Source organism: Alteromonas mediterranea DE (genome assembly GCF_000020585.3).
Taxonomy (GTDB): Bacteria; Pseudomonadota; Gammaproteobacteria; order Enterobacterales; family Alteromonadaceae; genus Alteromonas; species Alteromonas mediterranea.
In genome coordinates this window covers 358,984-376,287 of the sequence record NC_011138.3, presented here as the reverse complement: position 1 = coordinate 376,287, position 17,304 = coordinate 358,984, and the positions used below count along the sequence as shown (strand labels likewise).

General features: G+C 45.5%; 21 protein-coding genes. All 21 read right to left on the bottom strand.

Going from position 1 to position 17,304, the window contains the following annotated elements:
* Positions 1-28 precede the first annotated feature (28 nt).
* Positions 29-1,081 (bottom strand): hydrogenase expression/formation protein HypE, encoded by a 1,053-nt coding sequence (gene hypE, locus MADE_RS01680; RefSeq protein ID WP_012516865.1) that lies wholly within the window; start codon positions 1,079-1,081, stop codon positions 29-31.
* Entirely contained in the window at positions 1,081-3,387 is a 2,307-nt protein-coding gene (hypF, locus tag MADE_RS01675) for a carbamoyltransferase HypF (protein WP_012516864.1), read from the bottom strand. Before hypF ends, hypE begins: the two co-directional genes overlap by 1 nt.
* A complete protein-coding gene (hypD, locus tag MADE_RS01670; protein WP_012516863.1) occupies positions 3,387-4,520 on the bottom strand; it encodes a hydrogenase formation protein HypD in 1,134 nt (377 codons plus the stop codon). Before hypD ends, hypF begins: the two co-directional genes overlap by 1 nt.
* Before the next feature lie 6 nt (positions 4,521-4,526).
* Positions 4,527-5,273 carry a hydrogenase nickel incorporation protein HypB gene (gene hypB / locus MADE_RS01665; protein WP_012516862.1) on the bottom strand — a complete coding sequence of 249 codons (747 nt, stop codon included), beginning with the start codon at positions 5,271-5,273 and terminating at the stop codon, positions 4,527-4,529.
* Positions 5,263-5,649 carry a hydrogenase maturation nickel metallochaperone HypA/HybF gene (locus MADE_RS01660; RefSeq protein ID WP_012516861.1) on the bottom strand — a complete coding sequence of 129 codons (387 nt, stop codon included), beginning with the start codon at positions 5,647-5,649 and terminating at the stop codon, positions 5,263-5,265. The genes hypB and MADE_RS01660 overlap by 11 nt, the downstream gene beginning before the upstream one ends.
* Positions 5,642-5,851 carry a HypC/HybG/HupF family hydrogenase formation chaperone gene (locus tag MADE_RS01655; RefSeq protein WP_231497906.1) on the bottom strand — a complete coding sequence of 70 codons (210 nt, stop codon included), beginning with the start codon at positions 5,849-5,851 and terminating at the stop codon, positions 5,642-5,644. The genes MADE_RS01660 and MADE_RS01655 overlap by 8 nt, the downstream gene beginning before the upstream one ends.
* Positions 5,852-5,868: 17 nt before the next feature.
* Complete coding sequence (locus MADE_RS01650; RefSeq protein WP_012516859.1) at positions 5,869-6,084, bottom strand: hypothetical protein; 216 nt, start codon at positions 6,082-6,084, stop codon at positions 5,869-5,871.
* Between the two features lie 18 nt (positions 6,085-6,102).
* On the bottom strand, positions 6,103-7,980 hold the full coding sequence (locus MADE_RS01645) for a nickel-dependent hydrogenase large subunit (protein WP_012516858.1): 1,878 nt from the start codon (positions 7,978-7,980) through the stop codon (positions 6,103-6,105).
* A 17-nt stretch (positions 7,981-7,997) separates the two neighbouring features.
* Positions 7,998-8,996: a hydrogenase small subunit gene (locus MADE_RS01640; RefSeq protein ID WP_012516857.1), complete on the bottom strand. Its 999-nt coding sequence runs from the start codon at positions 8,994-8,996 to the stop codon at positions 7,998-8,000.
* Between the two features lies 1 nt (position 8,997).
* Entirely contained in the window at positions 8,998-9,432 is a 435-nt protein-coding gene (locus MADE_RS01635) for a hydrogenase expression/formation C-terminal domain-containing protein (RefSeq protein ID WP_012516856.1), read from the bottom strand.
* The gene (locus MADE_RS01630; RefSeq protein WP_012516855.1) at positions 9,429-9,983 is read right to left on the bottom strand and encodes a HyaD/HybD family hydrogenase maturation endopeptidase; all 555 of its coding nucleotides are present in this window, start codon (positions 9,981-9,983) and stop codon (positions 9,429-9,431) included. The genes MADE_RS01635 and MADE_RS01630 overlap by 4 nt, the downstream gene beginning before the upstream one ends.
* Before the next feature lie 14 nt (positions 9,984-9,997).
* A complete protein-coding gene (locus MADE_RS01625; RefSeq protein WP_023559481.1) occupies positions 9,998-11,221 on the bottom strand; it encodes a hypothetical protein in 1,224 nt (407 codons plus the stop codon).
* 12 nt (positions 11,222-11,233) lie between these two features.
* Positions 11,234-12,028, bottom strand: coding sequence for a cytochrome c3 family protein (locus MADE_RS01620; protein ID WP_012516853.1), 795 nt, complete (start codon positions 12,026-12,028; stop codon positions 11,234-11,236).
* Positions 12,025-12,783 carry a hypothetical protein gene (locus MADE_RS01615; protein WP_012516852.1) on the bottom strand — a complete coding sequence of 253 codons (759 nt, stop codon included), beginning with the start codon at positions 12,781-12,783 and terminating at the stop codon, positions 12,025-12,027. The genes MADE_RS01620 and MADE_RS01615 overlap by 4 nt, the downstream gene beginning before the upstream one ends.
* The gene (locus tag MADE_RS01610; protein WP_012516851.1) at positions 12,783-14,717 is read right to left on the bottom strand and encodes a 2Fe-2S iron-sulfur cluster-binding protein; all 1,935 of its coding nucleotides are present in this window, start codon (positions 14,715-14,717) and stop codon (positions 12,783-12,785) included. The genes MADE_RS01615 and MADE_RS01610 overlap by 1 nt, the downstream gene beginning before the upstream one ends.
* Positions 14,714-15,559, bottom strand: coding sequence for a hypothetical protein (locus MADE_RS20550; RefSeq protein WP_020742694.1), 846 nt, complete (start codon positions 15,557-15,559; stop codon positions 14,714-14,716). Before MADE_RS20550 ends, MADE_RS01610 begins: the two co-directional genes overlap by 4 nt.
* 28 nt (positions 15,560-15,587) lie before the next feature.
* Entirely contained in the window at positions 15,588-15,944 is a 357-nt protein-coding gene (locus MADE_RS01600) for a hypothetical protein (RefSeq protein ID WP_012516849.1), read from the bottom strand.
* A gap of 72 nt (positions 15,945-16,016) precedes the next feature.
* The gene (locus MADE_RS01595) at positions 16,017-16,448 is read right to left on the bottom strand and encodes a hypothetical protein (RefSeq protein WP_012516848.1); all 432 of its coding nucleotides are present in this window, start codon (positions 16,446-16,448) and stop codon (positions 16,017-16,019) included.
* Positions 16,449-16,544: 96 nt separating this feature from the next.
* Positions 16,545-16,838 (bottom strand): c-type cytochrome, encoded by a 294-nt coding sequence (locus tag MADE_RS20795; protein WP_226434253.1) that lies wholly within the window; start codon positions 16,836-16,838, stop codon positions 16,545-16,547.
* A gap of 15 nt (positions 16,839-16,853) precedes the next feature.
* Positions 16,854-17,069, bottom strand: coding sequence for a hypothetical protein (locus MADE_RS20790; protein ID WP_012516846.1), 216 nt, complete (start codon positions 17,067-17,069; stop codon positions 16,854-16,856).
* An 8-nt stretch (positions 17,070-17,077) separates the two neighbouring features.
* Positions 17,078-17,251, bottom strand: coding sequence for a hypothetical protein (locus MADE_RS20635; protein WP_012516845.1), 174 nt, complete (start codon positions 17,249-17,251; stop codon positions 17,078-17,080).
* Positions 17,252-17,304 lie beyond the last annotated feature (53 nt).

Sequence of the window (17,304 nt, the reverse complement as noted above, 5' to 3'; positions counted from 1 at the left end):
TGTTGCTCACAGGTCAACACCTATTCTTTCAGCAGATCCTTGGAAGCGGCTCATCTTCGAGTTCATTCATGAAACGTCTTCCTCCCATTGGCGTAACAATGGTCACGCGCCCTTTTGATTCGGTGTTTTTTACTATTACACCAATGTGTTCGGCCTGCTCCCCGTTTCGAATGCTCCGCCAGTGTTCTAGCACCTTACCGCTTATGTCAGGGGCAACAACAGCAACAATGCGTCCCTCACACGCTAAAACAAACGGATCAAAGCCTAATATTTCACACACGCTTGCCACTTCAGGTCGCACCGGAATATTATTTTCAATTAACTCGATATCGAAGCCTGTTTCATTAGCAACGTCATGGAGTAATACTGACAACCCTCCACGAGTTGGGTCACGCACAAAACGAACACCTTCCAAATGCTTGATTGGATCAATAAGAGGAACAACGCTTCCACAATCAGACTTTAGCTGACCTTGCAAACCATAGTCCTCGCGAGCAAGCAGGACACACGCACCGTGATCACCTACAGAACCACTAACCAGTACATGATCGCCTGCCTTTATAAGACTGGTATCCCAAATCGGCGCATCTCGGCTGTCTCCAACACCCGTTGTATTGATAAAAACGCCGCCACCACTGCCTTTCGGGACAACTTTCGTATCACCTGTTACAATGGCGACCTTCGTTTCTTCGGCAGCTTGATGCATTCCATTAACGATTTGTTTCAATGTTGAAAGGGAAAAGCCTTCTTCAATAATAAATGCAGTACTGATGTACCGTGGTGTTGCCCCAACGACTGCTAAATCATTGACGGTACCGTAAACACTCAACGCGCCTACATTGCCGCCTGGAAATGTTGGGGGGGATACAACGAAGCTATCCGTTGTTATACTCAGATAAGGACCATCAAAAGTTACTGTGGCGGCATCATGAAGCAGATCTAGATCTTTGTTCGCTTTATTTTTAAAAACATGATCAATGAGTCTTTTTGTCAGTGTTCCGCCGTTCCCCTGAGCTAATTGAATAGATTCCGTGCCCAACGGCTCTGATGATGAATGATTATTGCCCTCTGCGCTTTTCATTATGACCTCCGTGAACAGTATTCGTGGATTTGCCCAACACTTATTGCGGCATCGTTTAATGGCAAACTACTTGGAATAACCACAGGAATGTCTGATTGTAAAAACCGTTGTGATATACCGTCACACAAAATGCGATTTTGGAAGACGCCTCCTGCCAATCCAATGTGGTCAAAATTAAACTTTTTACGGCAATGTAGGGTTACCTCCCATACCGTTTCAATTAACGAAGCGTGGAAATTTGCAGCACGAGTTTGAGGAGACACTTTGAAATCAAATAGTTCCGGTACCAGTGTTCGCCAATCCATTTGAATAAATTCGTCGTTTTTCTGGACCAACGTTAACGGCATAACCTTAGAGGGCGTCGACGCAACGCTTTCCAACATCATCGGCGCCTGCCCTTCATAAGAGACTTCGCTCTGTTCACAGCAGGCAAATGCCGCCGCGTCGAACAGTCTTCCCATTGAACTACTAACATGACAATTGAGTTCGTTTTGCCATGCGTTGTAGCTTAATTGTTGTGGATCAAATGGTTTAAAATCAATGCCGGTGAAATTAGTACCCCACACTAGTGATGCTGCACTTCGCCATGGTTGATTTGGAACCTTGTTGCCGCCTTGCAACTTCATAGGCGCTAATGAGGCAACACGTTTCCAATTGCCCGGCGTCCCACAAAAAACTTCCCCTCCCCACATCTCGCCATTCTCGCCTAATCCCGTTCCATCCCACACGAAAACCAAGCTTGGTGTCGATATTTCAGCAGCTAATGCCCACGCTGATGCATGAGCGTGGTGATGTAAAACTTTAGTAGTCGGTAGTTCACTGCCTTTGGCCCAACGGGAACTGATATAGCCAGGATGGCTATCGCAAAGAATACGCTGTGGATGAACATGATAGAGAGCTTGAAAGTCACTGATACATTTTTCAAAGTGCGCTTGCATTATCGGAGAATCGAGGTCGCCAATATGCGGTGTTACGATAAGTCGATTGTTCAAAGCTATTGCGACTGTATTTTTCTGATTCGCGCCAACAGCAAGCATTGGTTCCTGCACAGTATATGGCAATGATAATTCTATCGGACTTATACCCCGCCCCAGGCGAATTGGAATGGTGCCTGACTTAAGCGTTCGCAGCACAGAATCATCCAGTTTGTGAAAAATGTCTCGATTATGGTGCACGAAGATGTCTGCCAACATCGAAAGGTGTTGCTGTGCCGATGACGTCGATGTGACCATCGGTTCACCGTAAATATTTCCTGACGTAGCCACCATGGGGCGATTGAATTGCTGCATAATGAGTAAATGCAGTCCGCTGCACGGCAACATCACCCCCAAATCACGAAGCATGGGCGCTACGTTATCTGCAATGGGTACATTCGATTGCTTTTTTGCAAGTAAAATGGGTCGCACGGGGCTTAGTAAGAGCGCTCTTTGATGACTGTCTACAGCAACGCATTTATCTAACCAATCCTCACTTGTTTCGTCTGCACGAGGCTCTGGGAGCATGACCGCGAAAGGTTTATCTGGTCTATTTTTACGCTGGCGTAAAAGGTCTACCGCTTCAGTGCTTTGTGCGTCACAGAGCAAGTGATAACCGCCTATACTTTTTAACGCGACAATTTTGCCTTGATTCAAATACGCGACAACCGTTGCTACAACATCAACATCGCCTTGCGAGACCACGCGCCCGCCGACAGTTGAACAAAATACTTCAGGCCCGCATACGCGACAGCTTATTGGTTGAGCATGAAAGCGCCTATCAGTTGGCGATTGATATTCTTTACGACATAACTCACACATTGGAAATGCTGACATACTCATGTTCTTTCTGTCGTATGGCATTGCTCGCAGCATAGAAAATCGTGGACCACATTTACTGCAAGCGATAAAGCTATAGGTGCCACGTCGGTTAGTATTTGACAGTAACTCAGCTTTACACGCTCCACACAAATAGACATCTTTGGGGATTGATATCGCCCCGCACGCTATATCATGACCGCTTTCTTTTATCGTGAACGAGTCTACATTACTCAGTTTAACCTGCTTTTTTTCCAGCAAGGATATGGAAACTAGCGACCCATTGTTCAGTAAGTCGAATACAAATTGTTCAACGTCTAGCTCAGTGCCTTCAGCGTGTATTCGCACACATCCACAGTCGTTTTGTACCCAACCAACAATACTTTTTTCATACGCTAAGCAGTAAACTAACGGTCTGAACCCAACCCCCTGGATGACTCCAGTAATGTTCAACTCATAGGCGATAGTTTTACTCTTATTCGTATTGGCAACATATGTGCGGGCAGTTGTCATCACTTCATCTCCACCTTTAGCGTATTCCCCTTTTTGATAACATTTGTTATCGAGCGCTCACCAGAGCTATACCAAATTCGGCAAGCCCCCTCATCAGACACCATACATGCGCCTTTAGGGGATGCTGGTTTGCATTCCTGACCAAAAAACGGGCACGCATCAGGTGCCATTTTTCCGAGGATCACTTTTTCACAGGGCGATGTGGTTTCAGGAACGTTTTGCGCACATTGCGAAGGGAAATCGACTGGCGCATAATCGTTTGTGGCGTCTAGGTGCGATAGTCTCGAAGCAAAGGAAAATCCAGAACCAGGAATAACACCAATTCCTCGCCAATGTGCGTCAACGATAGTGAACGCTTTATTGATTATTGCTTTAGCTGCTGCATTGCCGTTTTGCTTTACCACTTCGGGATAGCGGTTACTCAGTGTGACGACTTTATTTGAACAATTACCGAGCAGCGTTTGGAGCGACAACAGCAAACTTTCTGGATGAAAACCAGCAATACTGACAGGCAAATTATGATGGTCGATTGCAAACTGCCATTCTTCACTACCCATAATTGTCGCAACGTGGCCTGGCGCAATCAGTGCATCAAAAGTATTCGGTTGACTCTCAAGCACATGGGCAACTGCTGGCCAAGTAAGTCGTCCAGACAATAATACTTTAAAGTTATTGGGTAAATCATTAAGCAGTGTTGCTGCAATCGGTGCCATAGTCGTTTCAAAACCAACAGCAAAAAACACAATAACCTTACGAGGTTCTTCCAATGCTATAGATACCGCTTCTTGAGGAGAAGATATCGGACGGATATCGGCCCCTTGATTTTTTGCGTCTATCAATGAGCTACAGCCACCCATTTCGTGTTCGACTGGGACGCGGAGCATGTCACCAAAACTAACGATAACGACATTTTCGTTAATGGCTAAGTGTATCGCGTATGCAATATCCTCTTCGGGGCAAATACAAACGGGGCACCCTGGCCCAGGTATCAGATGAATATTGTGCTGAAACAACGTTCTAAATCCAGCGCGCGTAATCGCACGCTCATGGCCACCGCAAACATTAAGAATACGAAACGGTTTTGAAAGCGAGGTATTCTTAATGTCTCTTAGCAACGATTCAACACTGTACATAAGACTTTAGACTCCGCTATTTTGTAACGACTGAGACTGATGAGCTGTAATGGCGTGCGTAAAATAAGAAAACCAACGCTCTAGATGTTGACTTTTCAATGAAGACACTTCGAGAACGGGCGCATCGTTGCCCACTTTACGAAATGATTCAATCGCGCGAGGTACATTGAATTCATCGTGAAATTGCAAGTAATCGGTCTTAGAAATAAGCATGACGTCCGCGGCACGAAACATCACTGGGTACTTTTCAGGCTTATCATCACCTTCTGGTACGGACAGCAAAATAATGTTTAAGTGCTGTCCTAAATCAAAACACGCTGGACAAATCAAATTGCCAACATTCTCTATAAACAAAACGTCTAGTTTTTGTAAGCTAAATCTTCCAAGTACCTTTTGCACCATACTGGCGTCCAAGTGACACCCTTGGCCCGTGGCGATTTGCTCCGCCTGCACACCATGACGTCTAATTCTATTTGCGTCATTTTCAGTTTCGAGGTCGCCTTCAATCACCGCCATCGCGTATTGCGACTTAAGCGCACGTATCGTTTCTTCGAGTAGCCTGGTTTTTCCACTGCCTGGGGATGACATCAAATTAATCACTAGTACATTATGTGCGTCAAATAAAGCACGGTTTGCTATCGCTTGGTTGTCATTGTTGCTTTTTAAATTTGCGTGAACCTCAACGATATTTGCTGATGGCTTGTCAGTTTTCTCTGATTTTACTTGCGTTTCGCAACCACAGTTACCGCACATGTTTTCTCTCCTTTGATTCTGTAAAATTGTCAGGTGCGATAAACTCTATTCGTTGCAATATAAATTCATCGCCCTCAATGAGGTCGGTTTGCCAAGCACCGCAACTTGCACATAGGATGCTATTCACCGAAACTCGGCTGAATTCGCCACACAATTTACAGCGTATCTTGATAGCGCTTGTGTCAATTCTAAGCGTTGCCTGATCGCCAATGGTGTGAGTTCTACACGCCAAGAACGCATGGTGCAGCAAGTCAGGCTCAACACCTGACAGTGGGCCGACTTTGACGTGAACCAGACTGACAGACTTATTCATGTTTGCTCGCTGGTGAACAGCGACTGTGTCAAGCAAGCTATAGCAAAGACTAATTTCATGCATCGTAAGCAATGACCTGATCGAGCATCTCCCATGTCACCTGCGCTTCATCATAGGTGATCACTTGGAGAGCATAACCAACATGTACCATCACATAGTCGCCAACTTTGACCTCTAGCCCTTGCACTAAATGTAAACTCACCTCGCGAGAGACACCTTTCGCTTCACACGTTGCGTTAAAGCCTTTAATTGCAATGACTTTCATGGGGATAGCGAGACACATTACTGTTTTACCCGTTGATAGGGCCTACTTGCTCTAGCTCGATAAATAAACAGCGCAACGGTGACAAGCACGATTGTTGACACCAGCGATCCCAAAAGTAGTGAATGATCGCCTTGATGACCCGGGTGCGCATAACTAACGGGTGAACCTACCACCAGGTAAAAAAAGGCAATTAAAGAAGTAACTGACTTTCTAATACTATTTTTGATTTTCATAATATTCCTCAAGTAAGGTTAACGAACTTTTAGACGCAAACGCTCTTCCCCTGTTTCGTCCATTACGTGCACGGCACATGCTAAGCAGGGGTCAAAACTATGAAGTGTTCGCAAAATCTCTAAAGGTTGGTCAGGATCATGTAGCGTATGTTTATCTTGCAGAGCGGCTTCATAAGCACCTGCCTGTGAGTTGGGATCTCGAGGTCCAGCGTTCCATGTCGTAGGCACGACACATTGGTAATTCTCAATTTTGCCATTTTGCATGACCAACCAATGCCCCAACGCGCCACGAGGCGCTTCCATCACGCCTACCCCCTGGCCTTTAATTGGCCAATTGGTAGGGTCAAAATACAGAGGGTTAAACGTATCGGTATCGCCCTTTGCGATATTATCCAATAGTTGGTCATACCAAGACTGTAGCTGGTTAACCACAATTTTTGTTTCCACTGCTCTGGCGAGCGTCCTACCGAGTGTGGAGAAAAGTGCAGAGGTCTCTAAATCCAAGATAGAAAGAGATCGATTAACGATGTCTTGCGCAGCGGCATCTTTTTTAGCATACATCATTAGCACGCGAGCCAGCGGTCCCACCTCCATCGCATGGCCTTTCCAACGCGGACTTTTCAACCATGAATATTCAGCCCCTACATTTAGGTGCTTGTAAGGCGGTTTCGGACCAGTATACTCGAGTGTTGTTTGTCCATTAAAAGGGTGTAAACCACTTGCGTTCCCTCCACTATATCGATACCAGGAGGAAGAGACGAATTCTTGAATTTCAGAGGGATCATCTAGATCAAGGTCATGCACTTTACTCAAGTCTCGACCAAGTATTGCACCTCGTGGAAACAAGAAAGAATCAGGGTCATCCATTGATGTCATAGGTAAGTCTCCATAGGTAAGAAAGTTACCCAGCCCTTCCCCTCGTGTCCCCCACTCTTTGTAATAACCCGCAATCGCCACAATATCGGGGTAATACACCTGATCGACAAAGCTCTTCATTTGCGTGATAGCATCTTGTAGTTGCACTAATCGACTCGTGTTAATACCCGTTGACGCATTGAGATTAATCGGTGAAGGCACGCCGCCAACGACAAAATTAGGATGAGGGTTTTTCCCTCCAAATATGGTGTGAACTTTTACAACTTCACGCTGCCACGTTAGCGCATCTAAATAATGTGCTAATGCCATCAAGTTAACTTCAGGTGGCAGTTTATAGCCAGGATGCCCCCAATACGCGTTACTGAATATCCCTAGCTGCCCAGACTCAACCAGCGTTTTGACTTTTTGCTTCACATCTTTGAAATATCCCGGCGATGAACGAGGATAATCACTCAATTGACCGGCGAGCGTAGCGGTTCTCGTTGGATCTGCATCTAGTGCAGAAACAACGTCAACCCAATCTAGGGCATGCAAGTGATAAAAATGCATCACGTGATCATGCACATATTGGGTTGCAATCATGATGTTTCTTATCAGTTGTGCATTTTGAGGGATAGCCATTTCTGCTTCACTCAGTACGCCTATTGAAGTACGTGACTGTCGGTGCCCTTTTTTACCATGTTGCATCGGTCCTTTTGGCATAGATGTCATGGAGGGCTTTCCAATGGCAACCCCTAATTTTGCGTTTGACCGCCAAGCTTTTCTAATTGCATCTTCGACAGCACGCACCGATGCCATACCATGCACCAGCGTGCAGACGCCACAGATACGTTGCGCAAAAGCCCAAGCGTCACGCGGATCTCTGCCTTGTAAAATCAGTTCAATTCCCCGAACAGACGTGCCTGATGAGAACGCCTGTTTGATGGTATTCCCATCCATTTCAGCTTCTATTCGAAGATGCCCTTCAATTCGAGTGATAGGATCGACGACTAACCGGTTGTTACTTGCTGTATTTTCCATGAGCCTTGCCTATTATCTTATGAGTTTTTCCCAGCATGCTTCTGTGCACCTTTGCCGGGTTTGGATTTGTACCACTCCCATGGACCCAAGGCTTGGTAAAAGCTGCTTTTATCCCAGAAATCGGGCTCAGAGCAACCAAGACACGGATGGCCAGATTCGATAGGAAAACTCGTGCCTTGATTCCATTTAACCGTTGCACATGCGTTAAAGGTTTCGGGCCCTTTACAACCAAGTTCGAACAAACACCACCCATTTTTTGCCCCCTCATCATCAAACGATTTTGCAAATTTACGTTGTTCAAAAAATGGGCGTCGATAACATCTGTCATGGATGCTTTCACCAAAAAAAGCGAGTGGGCGTTGTAATTCGTCGAGATCAGGGAAACGCTTAAACGTCAGGTAATGAACCAACACAGCTGTAATCGCGATAGGCAGTGGCGGACAGCCTGAAATGTTTACGATTGGCTTGTCTGTAATAATGTCGCTTACTGCCACTGCCCCCGTCGGATTTGGGTTTGCTTTAGGGATCCCGCCAAAAGACGCGCAGGTACCGATGGCAATAATACCCGCAGCATCTTTTGCCGATTCTCTCAGCATATCGACATTACTCATGCCACTGATCGTTGAGTATCCTGGGTTACCCACCGGAACCGAACCATCAACCAACAACAAATATTGCCCTTTGTGCGCGTTCATCGCCGCACGCCTAGCGTCTTCAGCTTGCTCTCCCGCAGCAGCCATTATCGTATGCTGATAATCCAACGAAATATGATCGAAAATAAGGCTTTCCAATGTGGGAGCATGAGAGCGCAATATTGCTTCGGTACACCCTGTGCACTCTTGAAAGGGCAACCAAATCACAGAGGGTCTTCTCGCATTGCCAAGGGCAGTCGCCAAATCGGCAACAGCGCTTTGCGGCAATGCCAGTAAAGACGCCGTTGTAGCGCAAAACTTAAGAAATGTGCGTCTTGAGATACCGGACGCTTGTAACTGCTTGTTTAATGTTGGTAGCGCCATTTCAATCCTCCTTAGCCGTTTCATCAGAAGATTGATGAGACAACGAATGGATGTCAGACACTATATTGCTGAGCGATAACACCATATCTTCTGGCTGAGATTTTATGATTGGTGGACAGGTACAGATATGAACGTATTTGCCCATGATCTCCACATCTTCGTTATAGTGAATTTCAAGCCAAACGCCTGCGTAGCGTGATTCGATTAGCACCGTATCACCCAGCGCCTGAATATCAGCTTTAACCTCTCCATGCCCAAGAAAAGCTTCTAACTGCGCTTCTTCGCTAGCGCTTAAAGGCAATCGTCGCAGATCAATCGTGGTTTGTTCTTGTCGTTCAATTAACTGAGACAACGCATGACGTATCTGATGCAAAAGCGGCATTACGTTGCCCGTTTTATCAGCATTTGATGTCATAAAAATGAGTTCTTCGGTCATCGTGCCTCCTTTTGGGTTGCCGGTTTATAGGTCTGAACGTTGTCGCCTGATAAGCAAGCAAATGCGATATCCATGATCGATGATAGCGCTGCATTTACCTTTGGACTCAAAGAGGTTCCCCACTCAATCGCCTCCGGCTCTACGCCAATTAACGTCACCGCAGAAGGTTTTGAATATAACGTTTGGCTGGTCAACAATGTGTCGCGTAACGTGATCTGGTGAACGGAATGGGTCGTCGCTTGCTGAAACTGATCCGCAATTGCCTCGTTCTCAAACACTCTCACCGTGCCAGGCGGACAGCGCATATAAGCCGCGTCGATGACTATCGTATGATCGGAACTCGCAACCCACTCCAAAAGTTCATAGCTCAGTGTCCCAGCGTCAATGCAAGATACATTTGAATAAGACTTTAGCAGGGGTTGCATAGCACGAACCGCGTGCACACCAACGCCATCATCTCGCTGCAATAGATTTCCAACACCAATGATAGCGTAGCGCTTAGCCGCGTTTTTGATTTGGTCAATTGGTGGTGTAGTTTCTACTGATAGCATCGGTATTTTCCTTATTAGCTATGAGGTGCTGGAATTGACCAGCCAATCACAAAGAATAAACAGAGAACGATCACCGATAGACCAAGTAATTTTGTTGACCTAATGCGTTGACCTGTGCTTTGACGCATCACGAGTTTGACCGCGATTATTGTTTGGATCAGGTAATAAAGTGCAAACCCTTTTGAAGCGAGATTAATAATTTCAAATACGTTGGATGACCAAACTAATATACCTGCGATGGCGATGACTAAAACGTAGTAAAATTGCGGGGAGATAGGTAAATGGAAAAGCTCTTTTAAGAGGCCTCCGCCACCGATAGTATCGGCTAATGCTGCACTTAATTGACTTGCCGTGGCGGCAACCAGTAATAAAATCGGCAATACCCATATTGCTTGCCCTAGGGTGTAGCTAATCGTTGTTTCGTTTAATTCCGTGATCGGAAAATCCAGAAAAATAGGACACGTTAGACCGATAAAAACAACATAGAGAAAAATAGCGATCCACTGAGCATAACGACTCGCTTTAATGCGCTGTTCTGGCGTGTAGTTATTCCCCATAAAACGGGTTGTCTCGAACCCTTGCGTTACCATGAGCATGCCTGCGAGCATGCTAACAGTTTCAAAATGGCTCAATGCCTGTATCGCTTCATGTTGAAACCAAGCACTTTGTACTTGTATGTCGTAGGTTGCCAGCGCTGCGAGCACACCTACTATAATAGCCAACTTTATTGTCACGGCGAATAGCTCAATGGTCTCTAGCCCCCTAGCACCACGGAGCCAAGCGACCACCGTAATGATGACAAGCAACCCACTGGTAAACAGTTTGATGTACGTCGTATCAGAGATTGATAAACGATCAAAAACAAACGCTGCAAACAAACTAATATAAAACGCCACGGAAATGGCATATGCCGCACCAAGCGCCCATTGACTTGCTTTTTCAAGCGTCACAATACTGCTTTGTTGATTGCTAGCTAGCTCAGGTTCTGCATGGCGTATATTGAAGCGAATAACCGACCCCAGCGCATATGCCAGAATGGACAACAACACTATTCCAAGCAGAGCCCATTTCCCCATTACCGAATGCAGCAGTGGTGCAATGATCAAAAAGCCGCTACCAATAATGGAAGCCAACGGTGTGACTGTTGCCCGCCATTGGACAGATTGTCGTAAGCGAGGCAGAAACAATACTATTGCGATCAGCACCGAGGTTGCGAGCGCAATGGAATTTGTGATCACAGTTTGTACCCCTTAATGGTGTTTATACCATCCGGCACGCTTAATATCGTTCCAGGACGTAGATTGATGACAGGCATAGCATTCCTCAACTTTAGCTTTAGGCTCGCCTGCCACTTTGGCGGAAATCATTTTAAAATGCTGCATATAGTGACTGGGCGGCGCTTCATGACATTGATTGCAATCACGTGATTGACTCGACGGGTGAATAAACTTTGGCAGTGACCATTTGTCTGTGCTGTGACACTGCACGCAATCCTCTCCAAATAGACCTAAATGGCGATCATCGTTGCTGTGACATTGCGTACAATTTAGTAAGGCTTCTTTATCACTGACCTCAGGGTGCACAAACAAGGGATCAGGAGTTTGTTTATTCGCTAGTATGTTCTCCAAAAACGCCATGGTGGCAGCGCCCTCGTCAAACGGGACATTTGGGTTGGGGAGCATATTGAAACCAATGTCAACTAACGCTATATGGCTCATGAGCGAAATATTGGCCGATTCACCTTTGTGCTCTACATGGCAACTTGCACATTCTTTGATGTCGGTATGAAATGCAGTGGGTTGACGCGCTACGATATGCGTATCATTTGCATGACACGCCACACATTTGTCACGCTCAACGCCCTTCACCGGTGTGTGACAACTCAAACAGTCATCCGCGAGAAAGGCATGTGCCTTACTGAGTGAACCGGGTTCAACCATTTTTTCCCATGGAATTTGTGCGCTATCTTCAGGCATATGAATGAAATGACTGACGCCAAAGCCAGCAGCAACTAAGCCAAGAACGATTATTATCCATTTCATCATAACCAGCGCAGTCCAAAGTAAACTTCACTGAAAATGTGAAAAAACAGGACTACATAAAGTGTCATTGAAATCACGATGTGAAATTTTAACCAACGAGCAAACCACACCTTCGCGGTGTCATGAATGAGAATGCTGTACTCAACATCGGAAATTGTATCAATGATGGACAGAACCTGGCTTTCTTGTTTGAACAATTTACTTTGTGCTGAAGTAGGCACATTTAACGTAATGTAAGGAATATGTCGTGCGGATGTTTGGGCAAACGTCGAATATCTGACATCACAGACTGCGTCTTTCAACGCCTGTTTTGCGTTAGAAAGCGCAACGTGGAGTTCATTTACTTGGCGTTTTTTCTCTTTCACATTCGATGAAATAAGACCGAGTACATATCGACCCACAAACCCACTGATCACAACGACCATCATAAAGATAACTAGCGAAACTCCAGTAGCACTATCAAAACGATGGGCGCTATGGATCAGCGCTAGAATAGGCCCCAGCACACCAGCATAGATATGTATACGCAGGAGCGTTGGCATAGCGATGTGCTTCGTCACGACTTTCTTAAGTGATTTGTTACGCTTAATGATCATGTATACCAATGGGATAAGCATTAATACCGAAGCGCTTAAACCCACGCCAAATCCAATAAAACTGCCTGGGAATGCTGGGTCTCTATGCCATACAAAACCGAGCCATAGCAGGATCATTAGGACAACCAAGCTGCTTACAATTGTGCGCTCTTGAGAATTCATTAAGCCTCAACCTCCACATCAGATTTAGGGATAGCTTGGCACGCCAGAATATACCCACTGATCTTATCTTCAGGTTCCAGCCCATCATCAACCTCCATATCGACGTCACCACGTAGCAGTTTCACCTTACAACTCCCGCACGAACCCGCTCTGCATGAATTCTCTATATCTACATCGAGTCCATCAGCGACGTCTAATACGGTCTCATCCGGACCCGCGTGGGCTTCGACGTCTGAAAGACTAAACCGTACTTGTCTGTTGTTGCCTGCGTTGGTGTTAGTGGCTAATTGAGGTTTAACGGGGGCGGGCTTTGGTTTAGCAGCCCCAAACGCTTCGGTTTTAATATGCGTGTCAGGCATACCCAATTCGGCTAGCATTTTTTTCGTTGCATCCATCATTGCAGGAGGACCACAAATATGCGCAGTTTTTGAGGCAATATCTGGCACAAATTCGTTTATCATTGCGGATGAGAAGCGGCCTTGGGGACCCATCCAGGATGTACCCTCTGCTTGAGTCATACTGACCAGTACTTTTAACCGAGGGTGACGTGCTTGCAGATATTTTAATTCCTGCTCAAAAATAAAGTCGTTGGACGTTCGCGTACAAAACAGAAAATAAATATCTCCGTCCCAGCACGTCGTCGTTAAGTAGCGGACAGCGCTCATCATCGGTGTGATCCCCACTCCCCCAGAAATCAACACAACGCTGTTTGCACCATGACCATTGAAATAAAATTTACCGCCGGGGGCTTTAATTGAAAGCGTATTTCCTACCTCAACCGCATCATGCATATAACGAGAAACCACACCGAACTCCTCTCGTTTTATCGTAACTTCAAAGTAATACTGTTCAGTGGGCGATGATGCAATGGTGTATGAGCGCTTAACTGGCTTTTCAAAACCATCGATGTTCAGTGTGAACGTGACAAATTGACCTGGTTCGAAATCAAATGGAATGGTTTTTCCATCTGGGCTGGCTAGACGTAACGTTTTAACATCATGGGTTTCATTAAAAATCGCGGTTACTACCATACCGCCACTAAACGTGCCCTTGCGCGATGAGGCAGTGGATGACAATGCTGGCTCGCTACTTTGCGCAGGTGCCGAAGCATGCTGCTGGGCAGCCGGATTAGATTCGACAACAGAGGAAACTTTTGTCGTTGGCGCAGATGTGCTTGCGGTGTCAGTAGACTTAAGCTCTTCGAGCAGCGCGGCAGCTCTGCGCATCTTAAATCCATACACATACACCATAACAATTGTAAATATGAGTAAAACGAGCATCACTGCGCTGTGAAACGGTGTCATACCAAATAGGGTTGAAGTACCTTTTTCCGGCGCACTGGGAAGCAAATTCATTTGTGACTTGAACCAGGTTAATGCCACTCTTCGTGGTTCTTGCCCGTCTTGTATGGCACGTTTCGCAGCAAGACCACTGTCAAAATGGGCTATACCCTCTTTAACTGTTTCAACAGCCATTTGCATTTGGGAATAGTCATCAGTGGCAGCTGCGCGGGCAAGCCAATCAAAACCTGTAGCAAGTTGCTCACTTCCTTGTTGCATTCTTGCGGTTGCTTTAATCAGAACAGTCTCTCTTTGTTCGGGTGTAGCTGAATGCATGCGCATTAGCGTGGGATAGAGATCTTTAGGTTTGGGTGCACCCATTTTCTCCATCATTTTATCCATGCCTTTTGCCATACCGGGTCCCATCATGGCGTCAGCATTGCCCAGCGGTCCTTTACCTTGTGTAGCAGTCGGCAAAACATCCGTATTAGCGTTGACAGTGGGATCATTGGTAGCTTCAGGATGGTGGCTCGCATGCTCACTATCCTCTGGCTGTTGCTGTGCGTAACTGCTCGTCGTTGCGAATAACAGCATAACGTTCAAAATGACGGCGTAACGCAGAAAAAATGATGTGTGTGGCCACCACATGCTCATAACTCACCTGTTTGTTCGGCCATCCACAGGCTATTTATCTTAGCGATCTGAGAGGGCGTTAATACTGATACCGCTTTCCCTACCGATGTAATAAACTGCAACCGCAAGGCGCTGTTTGTGGCTTCTATTTCAGCAATGGTGTCTTTGATATTGTCGTATTGAGGTAGCCCCTGAGCGGTCAATTCCCACAACGATGCTTCTAACGCACTTCGCTGCAGCGTAAAGCTTTGTTGAGTAGACTCCCATTCAGTTCGGATCGTGAGAAGCGTTTGGTACTGACCATCGGTCAATTCGAGTGTCTCTTTGTGGTTTAAGAAAAAAGCTTGCTCTCCAACGTGGTATAAATGCAGCGCTCCACTGACACCGGGTAAGCTTTCATTTAATGGAGAACCAGATATCTGTGTTTTATTTTGTTCAGGTGGTGTACCCATCATTGAGCTGTTTTTCATCATCATTTTGCACATCATTCCCATGCACGATTTCCCGCGCATTGGCATCATGCCTTTATTCTTACTCTTTCCCATTTTCATTGTGTTTGTTGCTGAAAGTGGCATTGATGATGTATTGAGTGAAACACTGGTATCACTCGGATTTACACTCTCATTGCTTTTTGGCTGGGTCGCTAATGAATTGTCTAACGAGCGCAAAGCGGTTTGGATTTTAGCGAAGTCATCAACGTTTAACTCAGGCTGAGTTTCTTTAGTTTCTGATGAATTGTTTTTTTTGTCTGGCTCAGTACTTTGTGGTACTGCTGAGCACGCGGTTGTGAATAAGACACTCACTAATACCAGCGTCACAATAACCGCTATACGGTAGGGTTGGTGATAAACTCTATTATTCACAACGGCATACTCCTAATTAAAATATTAATCAAAAACCACGGTCAAACTCGACCATGTCATAACGCGTAATTTCGCCATCCAGCACAATAGCTTCCGCGAAGTGCTTATCCTTAGTTTTTCCAAGACGAATTTTCCCAACGAACTCTCGTGAATAGCTGTTTTCACCTTCTGAGATTGCTGTAGGGTCGTAGACAGTTCTATAGACATTAAAAACTTGATGTTCCTTCAAACCATCCGTATCAGATACACATACCACTGCTTGCTTATCATCGACTGTAACAACTTGCCCACTCATGATGTAGTCGTGATAAACCTGGCTTGCGCATCCTCCGAGGAGTCCAACTGACAAGACTACAATTGAAAAAAACTTAATTAATTTATTCATGTAAAACTCCTGTGATTATTGAAATAAGCGAGACAGCAGGTCACCTCCTGCCTCGTAACGTGGTGATTAGCTCTATTTGTGTTTATGTATTGGTTTAGACTTTTCAGCGGTGTGCCCCATCATTTGGCTCATCATGTCTTCCATCATCGACATACGCTGTTCCATCATTTTCATTTTGTCTTCGGTGGACATATCAGTGTGTTTGTGTTTCATTCCTTTTCCCGCTTTCATCCCCATCGAGTCGCTTCCTTCCATCATGCCCATCATGTCTTGCATCTTTTGGGCATGCTCATGCAACATGGCTTCGCGCTTCTCCGGATCCGATTCACTCTTAACGGCATCCAATACTGCGCGCATTTCTTCCATATGCGTCTGCATCTTTTGCATCATCTGACCATCCATCATCGGCATATCAGATTTGTCAGTCTGTTGATATGCAAAAGAAGTCGCTATTGGCGCAACGACTAAAGCACTGGCCAGTAATAGTGAAGTAAGCTTTTTCATAAGATTGTTTCCTTTGATTATGCTCAGTTGAGCGTTTTAGGTTTAAAGTTTACGTCTTGTCACCTTAATCTAATGTCTTAGACTCAGGTCAATAGGCTATATGGACGATAAAAACTCAGCTAAAGCTTCAAGCTCATCATCTGTAATCGGCATTTGCGGCATTGCGGACGACGAGTTATTAAATTGAGGCTCCTTAACTTTGCGCAAAAAGAATGCCCTGCCTTTTTCGCTAATAACATTATCCAGCGATGGACCGAGTGTTCCGCCTGCGCCTTGCACTTGATGACACCCCTGACAACCATATCGAGTGAGTACGTCACGTGGATTGACTGTTAATGATTTAGCCAGAGTCACCTCTACCGGTTGAGCAGGACTAGAAGCTATTTCCATGAATTCAAGAATGGCTTATACTTCGCTGCCGGTTAAATGCGCTTTTTCGCGCATGTGTGGCATGATCACTCTCCACTCACTGATAGAAAACTCACGCACAGGCCTACTGTTATGACAACGCGCACAGTTGTTATTAATTAACTCTGCGCCAGAAAGTGTGGTTTCATCGTCTGCCAAGTTCGGTAACGAAATAAATGTGATTAGTGCACATATAATTAATTTCTTGTTCATGATATCCCCTAGAATCCATAGCTGAATTGCACAGCAAACCGTGTATCATCAGGGCCTTCAACTACGTCTGTATCTTCATAGCCCACCTTAATAACTGAACGAGGGTCCAACCAATAGTTGACACCTACCATCCAGCGCTCCGCTTCTTCAATTTTATTGGTTTCAGCATATTCAAGGACCAATTCAGTACTACCTAGGGATTGAAAAGCATGCCCAACGAAGAAAGTACCTTGTA

What these genes read in the sequence shown, in the direction of transcription:
- MADE_RS01620 (WP_012516853.1), bottom strand. Translation starts at nt 12,028, where the DNA reads ATGATGAAATGGATAATAATCGTTCTTGGCTTAGTTGCTGCTGGCTTT.
- MADE_RS01655 (WP_231497906.1), bottom strand. Translation starts at nt 5,851, where the DNA reads ATGAAAGTCATTGCAATTAAAGGCTTTAACGCAACGTGTGAAGCGAAA.
- MADE_RS01630 (WP_012516855.1), bottom strand. Translation starts at nt 9,983, where the DNA reads ATGCTATCAGTAGAAACTACACCACCAATTGACCAAATCAAAAACGCG.
- hypE (WP_012516865.1), bottom strand. Translation starts at nt 1,081, where the DNA reads ATGAAAAGCGCAGAGGGCAATAATCATTCATCATCAGAGCCGTTGGGC.
- MADE_RS01650 (WP_012516859.1), bottom strand. Translation starts at nt 6,084, where the DNA reads ATGAAAATCAAAAATAGTATTAGAAAGTCAGTTACTTCTTTAATTGCC.
- MADE_RS01610 (WP_012516851.1), bottom strand. Translation starts at nt 14,717, where the DNA reads ATGAGCATGTGGTGGCCACACACATCATTTTTTCTGCGTTACGCCGTC.
- MADE_RS01615 (WP_012516852.1), bottom strand. Translation starts at nt 12,783, where the DNA reads ATGAATTCTCAAGAGCGCACAATTGTAAGCAGCTTGGTTGTCCTAATG.
- MADE_RS20790 (WP_012516846.1), bottom strand. Translation starts at nt 17,069, where the DNA reads ATGAACAAGAAATTAATTATATGTGCACTAATCACATTTATTTCGTTA.
- MADE_RS20795 (WP_226434253.1), bottom strand. Translation starts at nt 16,838, where the DNA reads ATGGAAATAGCTTCTAGTCCTGCTCAACCGGTAGAGGTGACTCTGGCT.
- hypB (WP_012516862.1), bottom strand. Translation starts at nt 5,273, where the DNA reads ATGTGCGGTAACTGTGGTTGCGAAACGCAAGTAAAATCAGAGAAAACT.
- MADE_RS01640 (WP_012516857.1), bottom strand. Translation starts at nt 8,996, where the DNA reads ATGGCGCTACCAACATTAAACAAGCAGTTACAAGCGTCCGGTATCTCA.
- MADE_RS01595 (WP_012516848.1), bottom strand. Translation starts at nt 16,448, where the DNA reads ATGAAAAAGCTTACTTCACTATTACTGGCCAGTGCTTTAGTCGTTGCG.
- MADE_RS01600 (WP_012516849.1), bottom strand. Translation starts at nt 15,944, where the DNA reads ATGAATAAATTAATTAAGTTTTTTTCAATTGTAGTCTTGTCAGTTGGA.
- hypD (WP_012516863.1), bottom strand. Translation starts at nt 4,520, where the DNA reads ATGTACAGTGTTGAATCGTTGCTAAGAGACATTAAGAATACCTCGCTT.
- MADE_RS01660 (WP_012516861.1), bottom strand. Translation starts at nt 5,649, where the DNA reads ATGCATGAAATTAGTCTTTGCTATAGCTTGCTTGACACAGTCGCTGTT.
- MADE_RS01635 (WP_012516856.1), bottom strand. Translation starts at nt 9,432, where the DNA reads ATGACCGAAGAACTCATTTTTATGACATCAAATGCTGATAAAACGGGC.
- MADE_RS01645 (WP_012516858.1), bottom strand. Translation starts at nt 7,980, where the DNA reads ATGGAAAATACAGCAAGTAACAACCGGTTAGTCGTCGATCCTATCACT.
- hypF (WP_012516864.1), bottom strand. Translation starts at nt 3,387, where the DNA reads ATGACAACTGCCCGCACATATGTTGCCAATACGAATAAGAGTAAAACT.